Annotated in this window: 20 protein-coding genes; 4 read left to right on the forward strand and 16 right to left on the reverse strand. The window is 54.1% G+C overall.

All coding sequences use genetic code 11. The features are described from left to right. Positions 1–25: 25 nt before the first annotated feature. Genes CIK92_RS02165 through trpD form a run of 7 tightly spaced genes read right to left on the reverse strand, consistent with a single transcriptional unit; the run spans position 26 to position 6,600 of the window. Entirely contained in the window at positions 26–625 is a 600-nt protein-coding gene (locus CIK92_RS02165; RefSeq protein WP_254045980.1) for an aminodeoxychorismate/anthranilate synthase component II, read from the reverse strand. Further along, entirely contained in the window at positions 622–2,061 is a 1,440-nt protein-coding gene (locus CIK92_RS02170) for an anthranilate synthase component I family protein (RefSeq protein WP_022311549.1), read from the reverse strand. Before CIK92_RS02170 ends, CIK92_RS02165 begins: the two co-directional genes overlap by 4 nt. Positions 2,062–2,082: 21 nt before the next feature. Further along, the gene (gene trpB, locus CIK92_RS02175) at positions 2,083–3,285 is read right to left on the reverse strand and encodes a tryptophan synthase subunit beta (protein ID WP_094385134.1); all 1,203 of its coding nucleotides are present in this window, start codon (positions 3,283–3,285) and stop codon (positions 2,083–2,085) included. Beyond that, positions 3,282–4,058 carry a tryptophan synthase subunit alpha gene (gene trpA, locus CIK92_RS02180; protein ID WP_094385132.1) on the reverse strand — a complete coding sequence of 259 codons (777 nt, stop codon included), beginning with the start codon at positions 4,056–4,058 and terminating at the stop codon, positions 3,282–3,284. The genes trpB and trpA overlap by 4 nt, the downstream gene beginning before the upstream one ends. Further along, positions 4,051–4,764: a phosphoribosylanthranilate isomerase gene (locus CIK92_RS02185; RefSeq protein ID WP_094385130.1), complete on the reverse strand. Its 714-nt coding sequence runs from the start codon at positions 4,762–4,764 to the stop codon at positions 4,051–4,053. The genes trpA and CIK92_RS02185 overlap by 8 nt, the downstream gene beginning before the upstream one ends. Positions 4,765–4,777: 13 nt before the next feature. Continuing rightward, positions 4,778–5,590: an indole-3-glycerol phosphate synthase TrpC gene (trpC, locus tag CIK92_RS02190; RefSeq protein WP_094385128.1), complete on the reverse strand. Its 813-nt coding sequence runs from the start codon at positions 5,588–5,590 to the stop codon at positions 4,778–4,780. A 5-nt stretch (positions 5,591–5,595) separates the two neighbouring features. After that, complete coding sequence (gene trpD, locus CIK92_RS02195) at positions 5,596–6,600, reverse strand: anthranilate phosphoribosyltransferase (RefSeq protein WP_173823792.1); 1,005 nt, start codon at positions 6,598–6,600, stop codon at positions 5,596–5,598. Positions 6,601–7,052: 452 nt separating this feature from the next. Here trpD and CIK92_RS14180 point away from each other — a divergent pair, with 452 nt between their 5' ends. After that, positions 7,053–7,178 carry a hypothetical protein gene (locus CIK92_RS14180; RefSeq protein ID WP_256387326.1) on the forward strand — a complete coding sequence of 42 codons (126 nt, stop codon included), beginning with the start codon at positions 7,053–7,055 and terminating at the stop codon, positions 7,176–7,178. A gap of 23 nt (positions 7,179–7,201) precedes the next feature. Continuing rightward, positions 7,202–7,861, forward strand: a complete 660-nt coding sequence (gene rpe, locus CIK92_RS02200; protein WP_094388021.1) for a ribulose-phosphate 3-epimerase — start codon at positions 7,202–7,204, stop codon at positions 7,859–7,861. A gap of 15 nt (positions 7,862–7,876) precedes the next feature. Here rpe and CIK92_RS02205 read toward each other — a convergent pair whose 3' ends face one another. The 7 genes from CIK92_RS02205 to gap form a co-directional block, all read right to left on the reverse strand. Beyond that, on the reverse strand, positions 7,877–8,473 hold the full coding sequence (locus tag CIK92_RS02205) for an RNA polymerase sigma factor (RefSeq protein WP_022311557.1): 597 nt from the start codon (positions 8,471–8,473) through the stop codon (positions 7,877–7,879). An 877-nt stretch (positions 8,474–9,350) separates the two neighbouring features. Continuing rightward, complete coding sequence (locus tag CIK92_RS02215) at positions 9,351–10,793, reverse strand: glycoside hydrolase family 57 protein (RefSeq protein ID WP_022311558.1); 1,443 nt, start codon at positions 10,791–10,793, stop codon at positions 9,351–9,353. Positions 10,794–10,812: 19 nt separating this feature from the next. Next, positions 10,813–12,084 (reverse strand): glycosyltransferase family 4 protein, encoded by a 1,272-nt coding sequence (locus CIK92_RS02220; RefSeq protein ID WP_022311559.1) that lies wholly within the window; start codon positions 12,082–12,084, stop codon positions 10,813–10,815. A 14-nt stretch (positions 12,085–12,098) separates the two neighbouring features. Next, entirely contained in the window at positions 12,099–14,042 is a 1,944-nt protein-coding gene (locus CIK92_RS02225) for a glycogen debranching enzyme N-terminal domain-containing protein (protein WP_022311560.1), read from the reverse strand. 267 nt (positions 14,043–14,309) lie between these two features. Further along, positions 14,310–15,242, reverse strand: coding sequence for a diacylglycerol kinase family protein (locus CIK92_RS02230; protein ID WP_022311561.1), 933 nt, complete (start codon positions 15,240–15,242; stop codon positions 14,310–14,312). An 18-nt stretch (positions 15,243–15,260) separates the two neighbouring features. Further along, on the reverse strand, positions 15,261–16,184 hold the full coding sequence (gene miaA / locus CIK92_RS02235; protein ID WP_094385182.1) for a tRNA (adenosine(37)-N6)-dimethylallyltransferase MiaA: 924 nt from the start codon (positions 16,182–16,184) through the stop codon (positions 15,261–15,263). A gap of 224 nt (positions 16,185–16,408) precedes the next feature. Beyond that, positions 16,409–17,419, reverse strand: a complete 1,011-nt coding sequence (gene gap, locus CIK92_RS02240; protein ID WP_094388023.1) for a type I glyceraldehyde-3-phosphate dehydrogenase — start codon at positions 17,417–17,419, stop codon at positions 16,409–16,411. A gap of 247 nt (positions 17,420–17,666) precedes the next feature. Here gap and mscL point away from each other — a divergent pair, with 247 nt between their 5' ends. Together mscL and CIK92_RS02255 are read left to right on the forward strand one after the other, a co-directional pair. Continuing rightward, the gene (mscL, locus tag CIK92_RS02250; protein ID WP_094388024.1) at positions 17,667–18,092 is read left to right on the forward strand and encodes a large-conductance mechanosensitive channel protein MscL; all 426 of its coding nucleotides are present in this window, start codon (positions 17,667–17,669) and stop codon (positions 18,090–18,092) included. Positions 18,093–18,176: 84 nt separating this feature from the next. Then, the gene (locus tag CIK92_RS02255; protein WP_158214716.1) at positions 18,177–19,310 is read left to right on the forward strand and encodes an Sb-PDE family phosphodiesterase; all 1,134 of its coding nucleotides are present in this window, start codon (positions 18,177–18,179) and stop codon (positions 19,308–19,310) included. A gap of 141 nt (positions 19,311–19,451) precedes the next feature. On the opposite strand, the gene CIK92_RS02260 is transcribed toward CIK92_RS02255, so the two are convergent. Together CIK92_RS02260 and guaA are read right to left on the reverse strand one after the other, a co-directional pair. Further along, positions 19,452–20,849 (reverse strand): hypothetical protein, encoded by a 1,398-nt coding sequence (locus CIK92_RS02260; protein ID WP_094388026.1) that lies wholly within the window; start codon positions 20,847–20,849, stop codon positions 19,452–19,454. A 93-nt stretch (positions 20,850–20,942) separates the two neighbouring features. After that, positions 20,943–22,553, reverse strand: a complete 1,611-nt coding sequence (gene guaA / locus CIK92_RS02265; protein ID WP_094385108.1) for a glutamine-hydrolyzing GMP synthase — start codon at positions 22,551–22,553, stop codon at positions 20,943–20,945. Positions 22,554–22,572: the final 19 nt, after the last annotated feature.

Here is a 22,572-nt window from a genome sequence, read left to right on the forward strand (position 1 = left end):
CATCGGTCAGATGACTGTCACGGGCTCAGCCTTTCAGCCAGTTGCTGACGATAGTGGCGCCTTGGGGCGTGAGCACACTCTCTGGATGGAACTGGATGCCATGGACGTCGTAGTCGCGATGGCGTAGTGCCATGACAAAGCCCTCATCGCTCTCGGCAGTGACCTCCAGACAGGCAGGCAGAGACGACCTCTCGACCACCCAAGAGTGGTAACGGCCCATGGTAATGCGTGGAGGAAGGTCGCGGAAGATGTAGTCGCGCTGCAGATTGGTACCCTCGGTCGCCACGCCGTGAAAGACCTCGGCAAGATTGGTAAGCCGGGCGCCAAAGACCTCGCCGATAGCCTGATGGCCAAGGCACACACCGAGGATAGGTTTGGTGGCGGCGTAGGTGCGGATGACATCGAGCAGCAGCCCAGCCTCTGACGGGATGCCTGGACCGGGCGAAAGCAAGAGCTTGTCATAGTCGGCAAGGTCGGGCAAGTCAAACTGGTCGTTGCGGAAGACGGTGACCTGTGCGCCAAGACTACGCACGAGGTGAACGAGATTATAGGTGAAGGAGTCGTAATTGTCTATCACAGCCACCGACACCTGCGGGGTGTGGCTATTGCCTGTCTGTTTCATCATGATTCAGCCTCTTTGATGGCACGCGTGAGCGCACCGAGTTTGTTATTACATTCCTGGAGCTCGTATTCATCATTGCTCTTTGCCACGACGCCACTGCCAGCCTGGAACCAGAGCTCTCCATTGCGACTGACGAAGGTGCGGATGACGATGGCTTGATTGAGGTCGCCGTCGAGACCGATGAAGCCGATGCAGCCACCATAGGCACCACGATTGTGGGGCTCGAGCTCGCTGATAATCTGCATCGCTCTCACCTTTGGAGCCCCCGACAGCGTGCCGGCAGGGAAGGTGTCGAAGAAGGCACGTATCTTGGCGCCCGGGGAGTGGGGCTGCAGAAGTCTGCCGCTGACCCGGCTCACCAGGTGGATGACATGGCTGTAGAACTGCATATCCTTGAAGAAATCGACCTTGACATCCTGACAGTTGCGGCTGAGGTCGTTGCGCGCCAAGTCGACCAGCATCACGTGCTCGGAATTCTCCTTGGCATCGTTACGCAAGAACTCGGCATGCCGACGATCCTCTGCAGGGTCGCCGGTACGACGGGTGGTGCCGGCAATGGGGTCGATATAGGCGTGATCGCCATCAATGCGGCAGTGGGTCTCAGGACTGGAACCGAAAATGCGGTAACCGCCGAAGTCGAAATAGAAGAGATAGGGCGAGGGATTGATGCTGCGCAGTGCACGGTAAAGGCGGAAGTCGTCGCCGCTATAACGCTGGCAGAAACGACGAGAGACCACAATCTGGAAGACATCGCCACGCAGACAGTGGGCTACACAGCGACGGATATTGGCACGATGGGCTTCGTCGGAGAGAGTACTGAAGACGGGTCCTTCGGTGTGGAAATCGTAGCACTGGCCAGGGCGGCGCAACTGCTGCTCTATGTCGGTGAGCACCTTACCGCCAGCAGCCACAGAGTCGCCTTCGTGAACGAGGGTAACCAGTCGGATGCGGTTGGAATAATGGTCAAAGACTATCAGGTCGCGATACATGACATAGAGCATATCGGGGGCGTCGTTGGCGGGCTGTGTGTCGTCGACCACATCGATATTCTCAAAGTAGCGCACGGCATTGAAAGAGGTGAAGCCATAGACGCCGCAATACTCCCTACCCTCGCCTTCGACATGGAAGGCTGCGAGGAAATCACCCAGCGCCTGGGCCACCTGCTCTTTGGCTACGCCCTTGCGGTCGAGGTCGAGGGGCTGGCGGAGAACGGTACCGTCGGGCAAGGAGGTGATGGCGACGCCATGGGACACTGCAAACGATGCCATAGGATGGATAGCTATAAACGAGCGGGCTGTATCGTGGCTGTGGTAATCGCTGCTCTCCATGAGTGCAGACTGTGGATAGAGTCCGCGCAGACTCAGGTAAACACCCACGGGAGTATAGAGGTCGGCAAGAATGGTGCTCGACACGGTCTGGTAATTATAAGTATGACTCATAATGACTGTTCGGATAATGGGTTAGAAATCTCCGTACTCGCCTGCCATATCCTTATGGGCGAGATATGTTTCTACATCTTTGTCGCCACGACCCGAGACGGTGAGAACGACCACATCCTCGGGACGAAAGCGGAGATGACTGAGCGCAGCCACGGCATGGGCGCTCTCGATGGCAGGGATGATGCCCTCGGTACGGGTAAGTTCGTAGCCGGCGCGGATAGCTTCGTCGTCGTTGATGGCTATCACCTGCTCGCGGCCACGCTCGGCAAGGTCGGCGTGCATGGGTCCGATGCCAGGATAGTCGAGTCCGGCGCTGATGGTGAACGCCTCCTTAATCTGGCCGTCGTCGGTCTGCATCACGAGCGTACGGGCACCGTGGATGATACCCTCGGTACCAGCCTGGATGGTGGCGGCGGTGTAATCGGTGTCTACCCCATGACCACCGGCTTCGGCGAGGACAATGCTCACACGCTCGTCGTCGATGTAGTGATATATGGTGCCGGCGGCGTTGCTGCCTCCACCCACACAGGCAATGAGGAAGTCGGGATAGTCACGCCCCGTCTTCTCCTGGAGCTGCCACTTGATTTCTTCGGAGATGACGCTCTGCATCTTGGCGACGATATCGGGATAAGGATGAGGTCCCATTGTCGACCCGACGAGGTAATAGGTGTCGCGCGGATGGCTGCACCAGTCGCGGATGGCCTCGCTGCAGGCGTCACTGAGGGTCATATTGCCGGTGGTGACGGGATGCACCGTGGCACCGAGCATACGCATACGCTCCACGTTGGTATGCTGGCGCTCCACATCGGTCTTGCCCATGAAGATTTCACACTGCATACCCATCAGCGCACACACCGTGGCTGTGGCGACGCCATGCTGGCCGGCACCGGTTTCGGCGATGATGCGCGTCTTGCCCATGTGGCGGGCAAGGAGTATCTGGCCGATGGTGTTGTTGATTTTGTGGGCTCCGGTATGGTTGAGGTCTTCGCGCTTGAGGTAAAGGCGGCAACCATAGCGGCGACTCATACGGTCGGCATAATAGAGGGGAGAAGGACGCCCCACATAGTCGCGCAGCAGTTGATGGTACTCGCGCTTGAATTCATCGCTGCCGAGGATGTCGAGATAAGCATCCTGCAGGTCGTGCACACACTTGTATAATATTTCGGGAACATAGGCTCCGCCGTAACGACCGAAAAATCCGTTTTTGTCTACTGTGTATTTCATTGGGCTAATGCTTCATTAAGTTTGTCTATGGCCTTGTCGGCATCGCGTGTCTCGTTGAGCAGAGTGACAAACTTGCTACCGATAATGGTTCCGGCGGCGTAGGCTTGGGCACTCTCCAGCGTCTGCCGGTTGGATATTCCAAATCCTATCATGCGCGGATTGTGCAGTTGCATGGCATCTATGCGGCGGAAGTAGTCGACCTTGGCGTCGCCAAAACTCTGTTGGGCGCCGGTGATGCCTGCGCTCGACACCATATAGATGAACCCGTCGGTGTGGCGGTCGATGAGGCGTATGCGCTCGGCCGATGTCTCGGGCGTAATCATCATGATGACGCGCACATCGTAACGGTCGGCGATGGGTTTGACCACATTGAGATAATCATCAAACGGCAGGTCGGGAATTATGCACCCCGACACGCCCGTAGCCACGCAGCGCTGGAAGAAGGCTTCATATCCATAGTGCATCACCACGTTGAGATAGCCCATCAGTACCAAAGGGATGCGAACCTGGTCCTTGATGCTGTCTATCTGGCTGAATATCTTGTCGAGCGTAATGCCATTGCGCAGAGCCACGGTGCCTGCCGCCTGAATGACGGGACCGTCGGCAAGCGGGTCGCTGAAGGGGATGCCCACCTCGACCATATCGATGCCACGGCGCTGCAGCGTGAGCAGCACCTGGGGCACCATGTCGACCGTAGGGGCACCCGCGCAGAAGTAGAGCGAGTGGAGTTTACGGTCTGTGTTATCCTGAAACAATCTGTTTATCTTATTCATTTCGTATAGCGTTGATAAAGTTGCGGAGCAAGTGGATGTCCTTGATGCCGGGCTGGGTTTCAAACCTGCTGTTGAGGTCGATGCCGACAAACTGGGGATGGTGGAAGGCGCGTACCCTGTCTACATCGTCGGGCCCGATGCCGCCACCGAGCAGGAAGGGGATGTCGCCGTCGTAGCGGTCGAGCAGCGTCCAGTCGAAGCGGTTGCCGCTGCCTCCTACGCTGTCGCTGCGCGTGTCGAAGAGCAGCATGTCAACCGCGCCGTCATACTCGCGCCAGCGGTCTATGTCACGGGCGTCGGCCACGGGGATGGCCTTGATGATGCGCAGTCCCGGACGGATGTCGGGGTCGATGGTGCGCCGCAGGTTGTCACAGGTGATGCGCGACTCGTCGCCATGCAACTGCACATAGTCGAGGCCGTAGTTGTAGACACGGGTCACGATGTTCTGGGGCATATCGTCGACGAATACACCCACACGGGGCACGTGGGCAGGCTTCTGCATGGGAGCCGCGCCATCGTCGAGGTGGCGTTGCAGCTGGTCGAGCCGCTCACGGCTGTAGTCGGGCATGCTTCCGGCGCGAGAGCGCACCATCTGCACGTAGCGTGGAGACTGGGGATAGAACACCATGCCTATCATGTCGGCACCCAAGTGCTCGACGGCTGTGATATTCTCGGCATCGGTCATGCCGCATACTTTGATAATCATAGTCTGTATAGTTTTAATGGTTGTTGTTGCTGAGGTTGTTCAATTGGCCGACCATACGGGCGAGGGCGTCGCCAGGACTGGGCTCGCGCATAAAGGTCTCGCCGATGAGGAAGCCGCGGTAGCCCGACTCGCGCAGACGCGCAATGACATCGGGCGAAGAGATGCCGCTCTCACTCACCTTGCAGGCATCATGGGGCAGACGCTCTGCCAGATGGAAGCTGGTGTCGACATCGGTGGTGAAGGTGCCGAGGTGGCGGTTGTTGATGCCATACATGTCGGGCTCGAGGGCAGCATAGTCGAGTTCGCTCTCGGCGTGCATCTCGAGCAGCACCTCCAGACCCAGCTGGTGGGCAAGCGACATCAGGCGGCGGCACTCATCGATGGTCAGCACCGAGGCGATGAGCAGCACAGCCGACGCGCCACAATAGCGGGCCTGGAAGAGCTGGTACTCGTCGACCACGAAGTTCTTGTAGAGTATGGGGAGGCTGACGCCCATGAAGCGCGCCTGCTGGATGTGCTCGTCGTAGCCGCCAAAGTAGCTGCGGTCGGTAAGGATGCTGACGGCCGAAGCACCACCCTGCTCATAGGCAGGCACCACCTCGCTCACGCGGGCGTCGCGGTGTATCCAGCCACGCGAGGGCGAACGGCGCTTGAACTCGGCGATGATGCCGGTAGTCGACTCCATGAGCGCCCGACGCATCGAGGGCACGGTGATGTGGAGCATCTTCTCGGTCAGCGTGGCCAGCGTGGTGATGGGCAGCAACTGGTGGAACTGCGCTATCTCCTCGCGCTTGTTGGCGACTATCTCTTCCAGTATATCTCTCATGTCGACTATGAATTGATGGTTACAAAACGACGGAAGGCATTGAGGGCAGCACCGCTGTCGATACTCTCACGGGCAATCTCGATACACTCGTCGATAGACTTCAGCCCGCGCTCCATGACCTGGATGCCAAAGGCGGCGTTGGCGACCACGATGTTCTTCTGGGCGGGCAGACAGGTATTGTTGAGCACGCTGTCGAAGATGGCGGCAGCCTCTTCCTCGGTGGCTCCGGCCTGAAGCTCTTCGGGCAGAGCCACCTGCATGCCCAGGTCGGCAGGCGAGAAGACACGCTCATACTGGTTGGTCGACACCTTGAAGTCGCCGGTGAGCGAGATTTCGTCGTAGCCGTCGATGCTATTGATGATGCCATAGTCGATGCCCAAGCGCTGATAGACCTGGGCGTAGAGGCGCATCTGGTCGAGGTTGGCTACGCCCAGCAGTTGGGCCTTGGGGTGAGAGGGGTTGACCAGCGGCCCCAACAGGTTGAAGACGGTGGGAAACTGCAGCGCCTTGCGGATGGGGGCCACGTGCTTCATGGCCTTGGCGAAGAGCTGGGCATGGAGATAGACGATGCCTGCCTCGTGGAGCGAACGGTTGAGGGTGTCGAGGTCGCTGGTAAAGCTCACACCGTGAAGAGCTATCACGTTGGAGGCTCCGCTCACACTGGTGGCGGCATAATTGCCATGCTTGGCAACCTTGTAGCCGGCGCCGGCGATGACGAAGCACGCCGTGGTAGAGATGTTGAACGTATTCTTGCGGTCGCCGCCAGTGCCCACCACGTCGATATAGCGGTCGCAGTCCAACGGGGCCTGCACACCGGTCTCCAATATGCCGTCGCGGAAGCCCAGCAGCTCGTCGACGGTCACTCCGCGCATCTGTATGGCGGTAAGGAGGGCCGTAATCTGCTCGGCGGGATAGGCGTCGCGGGTGATGCCTGTCAGGATGTCCTTGGTCTCTTCGCGGCTGAGCCGTTCATGGCGGAGCACACGCGTCAAATAATCTTTCATCTCCATAGTCTTGTCTTTTATAGTGTTGGTTCTAAATGTCTGGGTTACGAAAAAAGGCCTGTCGTAAGTTACGGCAGGCCTTTCTCTTATATCTACGGGATATCTATACGGCTGAGCGACTCACGATTTTATCAATCTTGAGTTACGCCACCACCATGCTATAGATACCATATTCTTCATTGTCTTTACTATTTACGCTGCAAATATAACGATAATCTACGAGCCTGCAAACTTTTTGAAAGAAAAATTTGTGATTTACCGCAATTTTATTACAGAGGCCCTCAGCCGACCTCTTATACCTATTATAATATACGCGCGCGTGGCTGTATCGGTGGCGGTCATCTCCAGACCGACCGTGACCCTACAGGTGACAGTTTTGAGCAAGAGAAAATGTCACGCGGATGTAATAAAGACCGAAAAGATGCGTTATACAAATATAAAGACTATTAGAAATGCCTATGAACTATTTTACTCCTAACGAGGTGAAGCCCTCGGAAAAAACTTTGCAACTTATCAGACAGATAGCCCGGCTCTGCCAGCGCGCCCACATGAAAGATGGGAAATATAATGTGTGTATGAACTGATTAAACCTTGATGATAGAATAAGATGAACAAAGAGATACTGATATCACCCTCATTGCTGTCGGCCGACTTTACACAGCTGGGCGAAGATTCGGAGATGATAAACCGCAGCGCAGCCGACTGGCTGCACATGGATGTGATGGACGGCGTGTTTGTGCCCAACATCTCATTTGGACTGCCCGTTATCAAGGCAGTACACACGGTATGCCAGAAGCCGCTGGATGTACACATGATGACCGTGCATCCCGAGAACTATATACGCCAGGTCGCCGATGCCGGCGGAGCGCTGATGACCGTACACGCCGAGGCCTGCACCCATCTGCACCGCACCATCCAGGAGATACACAGCGCCGGCATGAAAGCCGGAGTGGCTCTCAACCCCGCCACGCCGCTGGCTATGGTCGAGGAGGTGCTCTCCGATGTAGACCTGGTGCTGATTATGAGCGTCAACCCGGGCTTCTCGGGCCAGTCGTTTATCACCAGCTCGACCGACAAGGTAAGGAGACTGAGACAGATGATAGACCGGCTGGAACACAGACCGCTGATAGAGGTAGACGGTGGCGTAAACGGAAAAACGGCACCGATGCTCGTCGCAGCCGGTGCCGATGTATTGGTAAGTGGCAGCTATGTCTTCGGTGCAGAAGACCCCGAGGCTGCCATACTGAGTCTGAAGTCAAGAGACTGAACGCTCGCTGGACGGTCAGTCCAACTGTAGAGTGATGCCGTTGGACTTGGCCATGCGCCGCAGGTTGAGCACGGCGTAACGCATACGACCAAGAGCGGTATTGATGCTTACGCTGGTGGCCTCGGCGATTTCCTTGAACGACATTTCCTGAAAGAACCGCATGAAGATAACCTCTCGCTGCGACGGCGGCAGGAGGTTCATCATGCGCCGAACGTCGCTATATACCTGCTCGTTGACATAGCGGCTCTCCACATTGGGCACTATCACATGGCGCCCGTCAATCTGAGAAAGGTCCTCATTGTCGACCGTGCTCACCACACTCTCTATGCGCTGGTCGCGATAATAGTCCATGATGACATTGTGGGCTATGCGCATAATCCATGCGGAGAACTTGCCGCAGGAGGTATACTGGCCCGACTGGAGACGCATAATGACTTTGACAAACGTGTCTTGAAACACATCTTCTGCCATCTCGCTGTCGTGGACAACGAACAATATGTAGGAATAAAGCCTCTGCTGATTGCGTGAGAGCAATAAATCGAAGGCATTATTATCACCTTTTATGTATGCTATGGCCAACTCTTCATCGGTCATCTTGCTATATACATCCATTATTTCTTTCTTTACTATTGGAGTAAATGTAGGCGATAGGCTTGCGATTTATTGTGTAAATACTGTTAATAATTGCTGCAAAGATAGTATTTTTCTTTATAAATGACAAATTTTAAGTAAGAAAAGTGCTGATTTGCTTCCCTGATATTGCAAAAGAGGTTGGTGCAGGATGCGACCAACCTCGGGGTGATTTCAAAATAAATGGTTGAAATCAAAATAATAATGGCAAAAATAGGATATATATTTGACTTCCCCAAATGTTTTAACAGAAATCTTTCAAATTATTTGTTATTTAGTCGCAAACCATCTATACGACTTGCGCGACTATCTGTAGTACACCCGCCAGCAACTCTGCCGACACGTATCAAAAGGCACGAACACTCGTATCAATTGTTACGAGCGCTCGTAACATAAGGTACGTACGCTCGTAACATACGATACGAACCAGCAGAGTGTATCAGGGCATGACTAAAGATGGTATAAATCAAGGACAAACGTAATTAACACAATCTCTGCCGATAACATGAAAATGGCAAGACTTGGCTTTTACTGGTTTGCTTTACATCAATATCGTCCGCTTACTGGTTGGCTTCACAGTACTCCAACCCTTTACCATTCTGCTTTACATTGCCTCTACCCTATTGATGACTGTTCCTACCTTTTTACTGGCAAGTTTCACCACCAAGTCTCCCGCGGCATTAGCGAAGAAACAAGGCGTGGCAAGGGATATACAAAAAACGCACCCTGATGTGTCTGGCATAGAGGGAACGATGGTTCGCGCTCTGTGGCAGACGCACAAGGTGCGTCACACTTAACTTATGAGGGTACCCGTTGGTCCTCTATTGCCGCTATCTGCGGTCGAGGGTCTTGGCTTGGTTTACTTTTCTGCCTTAGGCTTCTCTTCCTTGGCCTTCACAGCCTTGGGCTTGGCGGCAGCCTTAGGTTTGGCAGCAGCTTTGGCCTTGGGAGCAGCCTTCTTGGCGGTCTTGGCCTCAACCTGCTCACGCAGCTTCTCGCTGGCAGCCTCAATCTTTTCAATCTTTGCCTGCAGACGTACTATCTCTTTATCCTTGAGCTCTATCTCGTCGCCCTGGTTGCGGATAGTGGTAAGCAGCGACTCGAGTTCCTCATTGTCAATGTCCTCAGGATAAAGGTTGTTGACACGGTTGATAAAGTCGCCGAGGATGTTCATATAGTTGGTGAACGCATCGAAGGCGCTGGCATAGATACCTCTATCCACTGCCACTCCCGAAGGTTTGGTGGAGATGAAGTAGAAGTTATTGGTAGCCTGCAGATAGTCCCAGTCCTGGTTGATACGTGGGTCGTTGGCGATGCGCACGCGGTCGGCTACGCTGTAGAGCTTGTTGAAAGCCTCGCGCTGCATGGGGTTACCCAGCCAGCAAGACACATCGCGCTCCTCGTCCATCCATGAGAGAGTATCGGGAACATCGAGCTGACCCACAGACTTCATCTTGGCGCACACCTCTGAAGGAGTGGAGAAGGTGATGCCCTGTGCCTTGGCGCAGGCGGGCAATGCCTTGAAGAACTCGAGGATGTTGCTCGACAGAGGCTGGGCCACGCCGATGGCAGAGAGGTTCATGAAGATGCCATAGAACTGCTCTTCCTCGGGACACTCGGCTATCTTGCGGATATAGTTGTCGGCGAAGAGTGGGTAGCCCTCCCAGTCGCTGTTGTTGAAACGCAGAGAGATGTCGTCGCTAAGGTTGACGTCGCGCAAGAGCAACTTGAGCTTGGGGTTGAGGGCACAGTGGTAGATGTAGTGGGGAGACTTCCATCCCAACACATGCTTGGCACCCTCGGTGAGCATGCCCTTGAAGCCCATGTTGGCTGCCTGCATACCGATGTCATCGCTATAGATGAGGCCGGAATTGCGCAGCACCTTGGGAGACTGGTTGAAGTACTCCTTGATTTTCTCCACCTGCTTCTTGACATCGGTGATGAAGCTCTCCTCATTGGCCAGTGATGAGAGGCCATGAGAATAAGGCTCGGCGAGGAACTCCACGCAGCCGGTGTCATTGAGCTCCTGCAGCTTGGCAAGCACCTGGGGTGCGTGCATCTCCAGCTGCTCGATACCTACGCCCGAGAGCGAGAAGGCTACCTTGAAGGCCTTGCCATGCTCCTTAATCATTTCGCCAAGGGCATTGAGGGCGGGCATGTAGCTACGCTCGGCGATATCGGTGATATCGCGCTCGTTCTCGTAGTCATCATAGTAATAATGGTCGGTACCGATATCAAAGAAGCGGTATCTCTTAAGATGTGTAATCTGATGTATTTCGAAATATAAACAAATTGTCTTCATAATCGTTGTTTGTTAGTTGTTAGTTATTGCCATTGAGCGTGCGCTCATATAGTTCTCGTATCCATGCGCCTACCTTCTCCCAAGTAATCTGGTCGACCTCGTTCTTGCCTTCGGTCTGCAGATAATGGAAGAGGCTCTCATTGTGGCATATGGAGTAGATGGCGTCGGCCATGGCGTGGATGTCCCAGTAGTCTACCTTGATACAGTTGTTGAGTATCTCGGCACAACCGCTCTGCTTACTGATGATAGAAGGAGTGCCACACTGCATCGCCTCGAGCGGAGAGATACCGAAAGGCTCGCTCACTGAAGGCATCACGTAGACATCAGAGTCCTTGAGACACTCATAGACCTGCTTGCCGCGCATGAAGCCAGGGAAGTGGAAACGGTCGGCAATGCCGCGCTCGGCGGCGAGGTAAATCATCTGGTCCATCATATCGCCCGAACCGGCCATGCAGAAACGCACGTTGCGGGTGCGGTGGAGCACGAGGTTGGCGGCTTCAACAAAATACTCAGGTCCCTTCTGCATGGTGATGCGGCCAAGGAATGTCACTACCTTCTCCTTTCCGGTGTGGTCGGGACGAGGAATATCGGCCAGCTCCTGACGCAGGGGATACACAGCGTTGTGCACGGTGAAGCACTTGCGGGGGTCCTGATGATACTGGTTGATGACGGTCTGGCGGGTAAGCTCAGATACGCACATGATGCAGTCGGCGTTGTCCATACCGTCTTTCTCTATCGAGAAGACTGTAGGGTTGACCTTGCCACGGCTACGGTCGAAGTCGGTGGCATGGACATGGATGCACAGTGGCTTGCCCGAAACCTTCTTGGCATGGATGCCGGCGGGATAGGTAAGCCAGTCGTGGGCATGGATGATGTCGTAATCGAACGTGCGGGCAACGACTCCAGCGATAATCGAATAGTTATTGATTTCCTGATGGAGATTGGAGGGATATCCACCGGCAAACTCCATCGCACCGAGGTCATTGACGTGCATATAATTGAAATCAGAATAGATGTGGTCGCGCAGGCGGAAGTAGAGGTCGGGGTCCATAATGTTACCCACCTTGTTCTTCACATAGTCGTAATCGACATCGCGCCAGGCGATAGGCACACAGTTCATCGCCACGATATTGGCGGCGCTGCGGTCTTCATCGCCCCAGGGTTTGGGCAGACAGAGTATCGTCTCTATATCACCCTGGGCATGCAGACCTTGAGATATACCATAGTTGGCGGTAGCCAGTCCACCATATACATGAGGAGGATACTCCCAACCAAACATTAAAACTTTCATTTGCGGTCCTCCTATTATTTATATGAATACTTTTCCAGCAACTCCATTGCCCTGAGAATCTCTGCCACGTTCATGGCAAACGAGATAGCGCCTCTGCCCTGGAATGGCGGGTTGCCATCGAAGAGCTCGGGGATAGTTCCGATGCAATGGTTAGACATTTCGTCTTCGTAGCCCACCATCTGGCGCTCGATGAAGCTCAGACGGGTGCGCCTGTAGAGGCGCAGACAAGCCTCCATATAGAAGCCGCCGAGCCAAGGCCATGCCGTACCCTGGTGATAAGCATAGTCGCGCTGTGACTGAGGACCTACATACATGGGGTTGTAGCCACCACTCTTGGGCGAAAGCGTACGCAGACCCTTTGGCGTGAGCAGTTCACGGGTACAGATGTCAAGCACGCTCTTCTTCTGCTCCTGATTGAGGGGCGAATAGTCAAAAGCTACGGGGAAAATCATGTTAGGACGCACACTCCAATCGACCATATAGCCATCGACATAGTCGTAGAGATAGCCATACTCATTGAGGAATGTATCGAGGAATGACTGCTTGGCATTGGCGGCAACAGCCTGAAGGTGTTCGCGCACGGCATTGCCCTCATCGAGAAGAGAGGCACCGAAGAGCAGCGCATTGTACCACAGGGCGTTGAACTCGACGATGTAGCCTGTACGGGGAACAACGAGACGGCCGTTGGCCACGGAGTTCATCCAGGTGATGGCCTCGCCATGCGAACTCTGCGCATAGAGCAAGCCGTTGTCGTGGAGCTTGAGGTTAGGATGGCCGTCGCTCTCGATATACTTGAGAATATCGATGACAAGGGCGCCATACTTCTTGGCACACTTCTCGCGGCCACACTCCTTGGCGTACTGCTGGATGGCCCAGATAGCCCAGAGGGGCACATCGGGTTGCTCTATCTCATAGATATGCTTGGTGATGGGCTTGCCTTCCATAAACTCGCGCAGCGCCACCTCGGCAGTCTTCATCACCAGGTCGAAGTACTCGTCTTCCTCGATGGAGAGAGTGAGACCAGGCAGTGCGATGAACGTATCGCGGGCGCGGCTCTTGAACCAAGGATAACCGGCAAGGATATATCGGTCGTCGTTCTTCTCATGGATATGGAACTGGTGGGCGGCATTGACGAGACAGTGGAAGAAGTTGTCGCGTGGGGTGCGCTCTTCGACTTCGGCATCGAACAACCGCTTCAGACCGGAGGTCTTGCTCTGCGATGTGGAAGCGGCAAAGACGATGCTCTCGCCCTTCTTGATGTTCATCTCGAAATATCCGGGCACGTAGAGGTCCTCATTGGAAGCGTAGCCACGCTCCTGCTCCTTGGGATATTCGACTCCGCGGTACCAGTCGGGAACGAAGTGAAACTCGTTCTTCTTGGAGAACTGCATATAGAGGTCGGGGTAGCCGGCATACATACAGGTCTTGATGCCATTGTCTACCTGAAAATACTCGCGCGAAGCCACCGAATTCTCATGGGTAAACTGGCGCACACTGCGGAAAGCCAGGAACGGACGGAAACGCAGCGTGGTGGCAGAGTGGGCATCTACCAGCGTGTAGCGGATAAGGATGCGGTCCTCATAATGCTGGAACACCACTTCGCGCTTAAGGATTACGCCACCGACGCGATACAGCGTGGTGGGTACTTTGTCACAATCAAACTCACGAATATACTTATGACCCTTGGGACTGAAGTTGTTGCCCTGATACTTATGGAGACCCAGGTTGAACTTGGCTCCATGCTGTATCACTGTCACGTCGAGCGACGAAAGCAGTACATGGTTCTCGTCGTCGAGCTCGGGAACGGGCACGACAAGCAGTCCATGATACTTGCGAGTGTTACACTCTACCACGGTGGAACACGAGTAGGCTCCCGAGCGGTTGGTGCGTAGCAACTCCTTTGGCAACGACTCTTCGAGGTTAGTCATAAGAGTTTTCTCAAACTTAAGATAACTCATAAACTTATGTCAAGATTTAATTAATAGTTGTTCGTTTTTAGAAGCAAGCGACGAGCGCTCGCTTATGCTCATTCAAAAATACTACATTCCATGCAGATAAGCAAATTTTTCATAAACTATTTGCAAAAAAACAATAAATTCGGCAGTATTATAGATAACCGCCCGAGAGTTGATGTCATTTCCGCCGATGAAATATACCAACAAAGGCATGCCACCTATTATATATAGGGCATGCCTTTGCGTTATTCTGAGTGTGGGAGTTATCGCCTACTCGGGGATGAGAAAGTTGATGACCTCCTGCTCTACCCTCACCTTGAGGGGAGCCATGGGACTGTTCATCAGACGGCCATCGACGCTAACCAGCGACTGGGATATCTCGTCGAAAGTTACCTCGCGCGTGCGGTAGGGATGAACGCTGCGCGAGTTGAGGAACTTGCCGCGCAGGAAGAGATACCATCCCTCAAAGAGTTGGGTAATCTCGGGATGATAGACCACCGACACATCGAGCAGGCCATTGTAGGGCACGGCGTTGGGAGTCTGTCCGTAGCCAAGGGCATTGCCCACACACACCGTCATCACCTTGCGTTCTATCTTGTCATCATTGATACGCAGACGCATCTTGTACTCCAGACGCTGGAATATCATGAGGATAAAGGAGAAGATGAATGACAGGGTGCGCGAACCCAAGAGTTGGCGCGTCTGACTGCGCATATTCATGATGGCGGCAATAAGTCCCACGTTGACGCAGTTGAGGAAGTAGCGGTGACAAGCCTCGCCATGCCGGTTGCGATAGTTGATGCGGCCAACGTCAATCCGGCGCACGCGGCGCTGACAGAGCCAGTCGACAGTCTGCTCAACCTCGCCCTCACGGAAACCCCAGTAATGGGCAAAGTCATTCATCGTACCATTGGGGATAACACCGAGAGAGACGCGCTGGCGCACCTCGGCGTCAAACTGCATCAGGCTGTTGACGGCATCGTTGAGGGCAGAGTCGCCACCAGCGATGATGATAGTGCGGTAACCGTTGTTGACCATCATCTTGACCAATCTGTCCACGCTACCTGCACTCTCGCTGTGCACATAGTCATAGTCTATGCGATGGGCACGCAACACTCGCTCGATGACATCCCATCGCGACTTGTTGCGGAAAGTGTGTTTGGGGCAATAGATGACTCCCCATTTGTTTTCGTTGACTGCCATTTCTCTACATTATTTATATTAGGGCTGTATATGTGCTATGTCCATAATCTGTGCCACCTTGCTGTCCATGGGGTCAAGGGCATCTATCCAGTGGATGGTAAAGCCGCGGCGCTCCATACCTCTGAACCATGTCATCTGCCGCTTGGCAAACTGGTGGATGGCTATCTCCAGCTGGCGGAACATCTCCTCGTAACTGGTTTTGCCGATGACATACTCGGTGACGAACTTGTATTCCAGACCATAGTAAATAAGATTCTCGGGGGCGATTCCACGGTCGAGCAACTGGCGTATCTCGTCGACCATACCCTCTTCGAGGCGCTGCTTGAGACGCTGCGTTATCTTGCGGCGACGCTCCTCGCGATTGATGTCCACTCCGATGATGACCGAGTCTATGGGTGGCAGCGTGCGGTTGTCTGTGGGGTGCTCGAGATTATAGGTCTCTATCTCTATGGCGCGTATGGCGCGCTGCGCGGTGTCCACATCAGTCCGGTTGTGCATCACCGAATGGTTGCGATGCTTCAGGTCTTCAAGCATTTCGGTGAGTTCGGCGAGCGACTTGTCTGCCAGCTCATCACGCAATGCCTGGTTTTGTGGCACGGGCGACAGGGCGTAACCCTTGAGCACACTCTCAATATAGAGACCCGTACCTCCGCAGAGAATAGGACGCACCCCGCGCGCCACTATATTATTATAAATAAGGTGGAAGTCCTGCTGATACTGGAAGAGGTTATACTTGGTACCGGGTTCACAAATATCTATCAGGTGGTAAGGTATCACGCGGTCGCCCTGACGGTAGTCGTCGAGGTCTTTGCCCGTGCCGATGGTCATGCCACGATACACCTGACGCGAGTCGGCACTGATAATCTCGGCATCGATACGCGCGGCAAGGGCGGCAGCCAGACTGGTTTTGCCCGACGCCGTAGGACCCAATATGGTAATCATCTTCTGCATTTGCTTCTTTCTGCGACAGCTTCGCCCTGCTTACACTACACCTCTCATCAAGGCCAAAGGGCTGTCTATCTGCTACAAAGGTAATGCAAACCAATAAAAATACAAAATAAATCGCCCTGATTTTTACCACCGAGATGCCCCTGGGCTCACACAAGGGTATAAAAAAAGCCGTCCAGCAATGCTGGACGGCCTGTACTTATGTCTACGATTATCAATTAACCGTTAACCTTCTTCATGTGAGCGATGAGCTCGAGCACCTTGTTAGAGTAACCGATCTCGTTGTCATACCAAGATACAACCTTTACGAATGTATCGGTAAGAGCGATACCAGCCTTGGCGTCGAAGATAGAAGTACGAGTATCACCGAGGAAGTCAGAAGAAACCACAGCGTCCTCAGTGTAACCGAGTACACCTTTCAGTTCACCCTCAGAAGCCTCCTTCATAGCTGCACAAATCTCAGCATAGGTAGCGGGCTTAGCGAGGTTTACAGTCAGGTCAACTACAGATACGTCCAGAGTAGGAACACGCATAGACATACCGGTCAGCTTACCGTTCAGCTCGGGGATAACCTTACCTACAGCCTTAGCAGCACCTGTAGAAGAGGGGATGATGTTGCCAGAAGCAGCACGGCCACCACGCCAGTCCTTCATAGAGGGACCGTCAACAGTCTTCTGTGTAGCGGTAGTAGAGTGAACAGTTGTCATCAAACCGTCAGTAATACCGAACTTGTCGTTCAGAACCTTTGCGATAGGAGCCAAGCAGTTTGTGGTGCAAGAAGCGTTAGAAACAAACTGTGTACCCTTCTCATACTTGTCGAAGTTTACACCGCATACGAACATTGGAGTAGCGTCCTTTGAAGGAGCTGACATAACAACGTACTTAGCACCAGCCTGGATGTGAGCCTGAGCCTTCTCCTGAGTCAGGAAGAGACCAGTTGACTCAACTACGTACTCAGCCTCAACCTCGTTCCACTTCAGGTCAGCGGGGTTGCGCTCAGCGGTAACACGAATCTTCTGACCGTTTACAATCAGAAGGCTGTTCTCAACATCAGCCTCGATTGTGCCCTTGAACGCACCGTGCATAGTGTCATACTTGAGCATGTAAGCCAAGTAGTCTACGGGGCAGAGGTCATTGATACCTACAACCTGGATGTCATCGCGAGTCTGAGCTGCGCGGAATACGAAACGACCGATACGGCCAAATCCGTTAATACCAATTTTAGTCATTTTACTTTTACTTAATTAAAAGGGTTATGTAAATATTTTATTGCTCTGATGCAAATTTTCTTTATTACAGGCGCAAAGGTACAAATTATTTCCTATATTTGCAGTCGAAACGAGTATTAAATAAATTAAAAAAAGCATCTTGCCCGAGATTTTCATAAGGCTGGGAACCGTGGAGGGCAATACTGACAACTCGACTTTGCAAAATTCAAGTGTTATCATACACATTATTAATAATAAGAGCAACATTATGAGTAAATTTATCAACGAATTCAAGGAGTTTGCCGTCAAGGGAAATGCCGTAGATATGGCTGTCGGTGTTATCATCGGCGGCGCATTCGGCAAAATCGTATCTTCGCTCGTCAATGATATCATTATGCCTCCAATAGGTTGGCTTATAGGCGGCGTAAACTTCTCCGACCTCAAAGTGACGCTGCCCACCATGGACTTGGGCATAGAGCAGCTCGAGCCAGCCACCATCAACTATGGCAACTTCATCCAGACCACCTTCGACTTTGTCATCATCGCACTGTGTATATTCATGATGGTCAAGGGCATCAACCATCTGGCACGCAAGAAGGCCGAAGAGCCGGCAAAGCCAGCCACTCCGCCAGCACCCTCTGCCGAAGAGAAACTGCTTACAGAAATCCGCGACTTGCTCAAGGATAAAAAATAGACACTAATCCACCAACAGGCATAGACGGCTCATGTACTGATGGAGCCGCCATTTACCTATAATTCATTTAACCTTTTACATTTCATGAAAAAAATGATTTTGCTGGCTGCCGCGATGGCTGCCACACTGCCGGGCATAGCCCAGACAGACACTATCCAGTACCGCACGTTCCAGGGATACCTCAATCCGCATGAGCGAGGTACCATCCACATTCCCGACATCCTCGGTTACCGCACCATCAAGGCCGACCTGCACCTGCACACGCATCAGAGCGACGGTGGAGTGGCTCCCTACTTCCGAGTTTGGGAAGCCTATCAGGAGGGATTGGACGCTATAGCGCTCACAGACCATCAGCCCATGCCGCGATACAATAAGAACCCAGACGGCAACATTTCCCATCTGCAGGCGGTGAAGGACGCCGAGGACAGAGGCATCACGCTGATACGCGGCGCCGAGCTCACGAGCATGGCGTGGAGGGCCAACTTCAAGGACGTGGGGCACATCAACCTCCTGTTTACCACCGACAACAACCGCTACTTCCCCCGCACCGACGACGTGACCGCACACCAGGCCGACAGTGTGCTGGCTGTGGCTCAAGCCGACAGCGTGTGGGTGACCGCCAACCATCCGGGATGGCCCGACAAGGACAGCGAGTTCTCGCAGTGGCTCATCGGACAAATCAAGAAAGGACGCGTACATGGCGTAGAAATCTTCAACGACTTCGAGTTCTACCCGCGCGCCATCGATTATGTCTACGACTACAACCTGACGCCCATCGGCGCCACCGACTGCCACTGGCCCATCGCCTGGCGTTTCGACCTGAAGCGCGCCCATCGCCCCATGACGCTCATTTTTGCCCGCGACAACAGCGTGGCTGCCATCCGCGAAGCACTCTTCGCCCGCCGCTCGGTGGCCTACTCCGACAATACGCTCGCCGGCCGCAAGGAGTATGTCGAGCCGCTGCTGCGCGCATCGGTGACCGCCGAGAAGACCGGACGCACGCGCAAGGGCAAGATAGAGGTGGCGCTGAAGAACGTAAGCGATATCCCCTACTCCTTTGCCGACCCCGCCACCAACCGGCTGATGGTAGCCGCCCCGCTCACCACCACCTACGTATGGATGGACGACGCCGATATGAAGCATACATGGCTGGTGCGCAACATCTACATACGCCCTGACAAGCATCTGGAGATACAACTCCTGTCGCTACAAAGATAACCACGCGCCTCAAATGATGGGGCAGCCCACTCCCTCGCGCCATCCAGTTGAAGCTATCCACAAAAAACAAATGGCGAACAGTCAGCCTATTGACACTGACTGTTCGCCATCCACTTGTCGCTTATAATATCGCAGGGCGCCTTAATGTCGCTTACACTCCAGGCAGCGATAATGGTAATGGTCGGTAGCTCGGCTGCAGATATAGCAGGTAGTGCCGCCCGAATTGTGATAAGGGGCCATACTCGAACCAGCTGCGTACTGATGGGCAACAGGGTCGTAGCCCGTGCCGCCACACTTGGGACAGGTACCACGGCGGTTGCTGCTGCGCCCATTGTCGCGCGATGACGAACGACTGCCTCCGCTGCCCCCACCACGCCCGTCGGTCACGGTGATACGCCCGTTCTGGTCGTACCCTACCCCACTGCCATCTGGATAGACCGTACTGGTAAAGGTACTATACCCCTGACCATGACAATTCTGACACACCTTGCTTCCGGCACAACTCTTACAGGGATACCACATGCCACCATAGGCACGGCCGTAAGTTCCACCGAGCCCATGACAGATACCACATACCTTGGTGCCATGACACCACAGACAGGGAGTAGATGTAATAGAGATAATAGAGCCATCGGCCTGACGGGTGTTCTGCCTAAAGCCACCGCCAGGCAGTTCCTCGCGCCAGCTGTTGTTACCAGGCTGATAGGTGGTAGAGTAGCCATTGTTACTCTGGTTAGAAGCGACATTGTTAGCCTGGCTCTCCGGGTTGCCACCACCTATATAGTGTAGCTTCATGCCATTATCCCAGTTCTTGCTAAGCCAAGCCGTCACGCCGTTACAATCTATGTTATATGACTGCTGCGGAGTACGCCCTTTCAGTTTGCCATAAGCCAGGAGATACTGTCCACCGCCATATTCGACCAAATGCAAGCGATAACCCTTGTTCCAAATCTTTTTCACCTCGCTGCCCACATCGCCGTCGGTAGCCCAAGTATAGCCCTGAGTCTCTATATTGGTGCCACGGGTTACTACCCACCACCATTTGCCCGAGCTGTAAGTGGCCTGGGTAAGAAAGTAGCCCGCGCTACGCTTCTGGTCATACCAGGTCTTGAGTTCGCTCAGCGTGGCATGCTTATAGCTCTGATCGGTGTAACCCTGGTACTTAGACATTACCACAAACCACTTACTCTGATTACAAGTGATGGCAGTAATATAGTAGCCAGCGTCCCACTTTTCCTTGATCCAGTCACGGGGGAAATCACCCGAATACTTGTAAGACTGATTGCTGAATTTGGAGTCCTTGCTCATGGCCACCGACCACCCGTTCTCGGTATAGGCCACTGCGGTGATATAGCGGTCATTGTTCCAGTGCTGCTTAATCTTGTCACAGTCCAACTCATTGCCCACACCACTGGAGAACCAGTACTGCTGGCCATACTCGGGGTTCTGCTCCATGAGCATGAACGTACGGTTCTGCGCCCGCATCGCCATCAGGGGCATCAGGAGCAGTATCACTGTAAGGATAAAGGTCTTTTGCATTTGTCTGTCAACAGGTCTTTGAAGGTTTGGAGATAAAGGAAGCCCTGCCCATAAGCAGCAGGGCTTCCCTATAGCGACACGTGAGTGGTGAGCTTACTCCCACTCGATGGTCGAAGGTGGTTTGGACGAGATGTCGTAGCAGACGCGGTTGACACCTCTCACCTTGTTGATAATCTCGTTGCTCACGCGAGCCATGAAGTCGTAAGGCAGATGAGCCCAGTCGGCAGTCATGGCGTCGGTAGAGGTCACAGCGCGCAGAGCCACAGGGTGCTCATAGGTGCGCTCGTCGCCCATCACGCCCACGCTGCGCACGGTAGAGAGCAGCACGGTGCCTGCCTGCCATATCTGGTCGTAGAGCGACACCTCGATTTCGCCGTCGGTCATCTGGGCGGGCACTCCGGCAGCCAGCACCTTGCGTGCCTCCTCGCCGGAGAGACGAACCTTGTACTCGCGCAGACCGCGGATGTAGATATCATCGGCGTCCTGCAGGATGCGCACCTTCTCGCGGGTGATATCGCCAAGGATGCGCACAGCCAGACCCGGTCCGGGGAAGGGATGACGGGTGATGAGATGCTCGGGCATACCCAACTGGCGGCCCACACGGCGCACCTCGTCCTTGAACAGCCACTGCAGAGGCTCGCAGAGCTGCAGATGCATCTCCTTGGGCAGTCCACCCACATTGTGGTGGCTCTTGATGACCTTGCCGGTAATATTGAGACTCTCGATACGGTCGGGATAGATGGTTCCCTGAGCCAGCCACTTGGCACCTTCTATCTTCTTGGCCTCGGCATTGAAGACCTCGACGAAATCACGGCCTATAATCTTGCGCTTCTGCTCGGGGTCGGTCACGCCGGCAAGGTCGGCAAAGAACTTGTCACTGGCGTCGACGCCCACCACGTTGAGACCGAGACACTTGTAGTCATTCATCACATCGATGAACTCGTTCTTGCGCAGCATGCCGTGGTCTACGAAGATACAGGTGAGGTTGTGACCGATGGCGCGGTGCAACAGCATGGCTGCCACCGACGAGTCGACACCGCCGGAGAGACCCAGGATGACGCGGTCTTCGCCCAGCTGGCGCTTGAGCTCAGCCACGGTGGTATCTACAAACGAGGCGGCGCTCCAGTCCTGACGTGAGCCGCAGATGTCTACCACGAAGTTGCGCAGCAACTGCGTTCCCTGTACCGAGTGGAACACTTCGGGATGGAACTGCACAGCCCAGACAGGCTGCTTGGTGCTGGCATAGGCAGCATACTTGACATCGGCGGTCGAGGCTATCACCTCGAAACCTTCGGGGATGGCAGTGATGGTGTCGCCATGGCTCATCCATACCTGTGAGTTCTGCTCAAAGCCCTTGAAGAGGGCATTGTGGGTATCTACTGTCTGCAGATGGGCGCGGCCATACTCACGCGAGTCGGCCTTCTCTACCTTACCACCCAGAGTATGGGAGATGAACTGGGCTCCGTAGCAGATGCCAAGCACGGGCAGACGACCTATGAACTGGCTCAGGTCTACCTGGAAAGCCTCGGGGTCGTGCACCGAATAGGGCGAACCGCTCAGGATGACACCGATGACAGAGGGGTCGTCCTTGGGGAACTTGTTGTAAGGCAGTATCTCGCAGAAGGTGTCGAGCTCACGCACACGGCGGCCGATAAGCTGCGTGGTCTGTGAACCGAAATCGAGAATTACTATCTTCTGTTGCATTATACTGAATATTATTGTG

The organism is Prevotella sp. P4-67 (assembly GCF_002251325.1).
In the GTDB taxonomy this organism is placed as follows: Bacteria; Bacteroidota; Bacteroidia; order Bacteroidales; family Bacteroidaceae; genus Prevotella.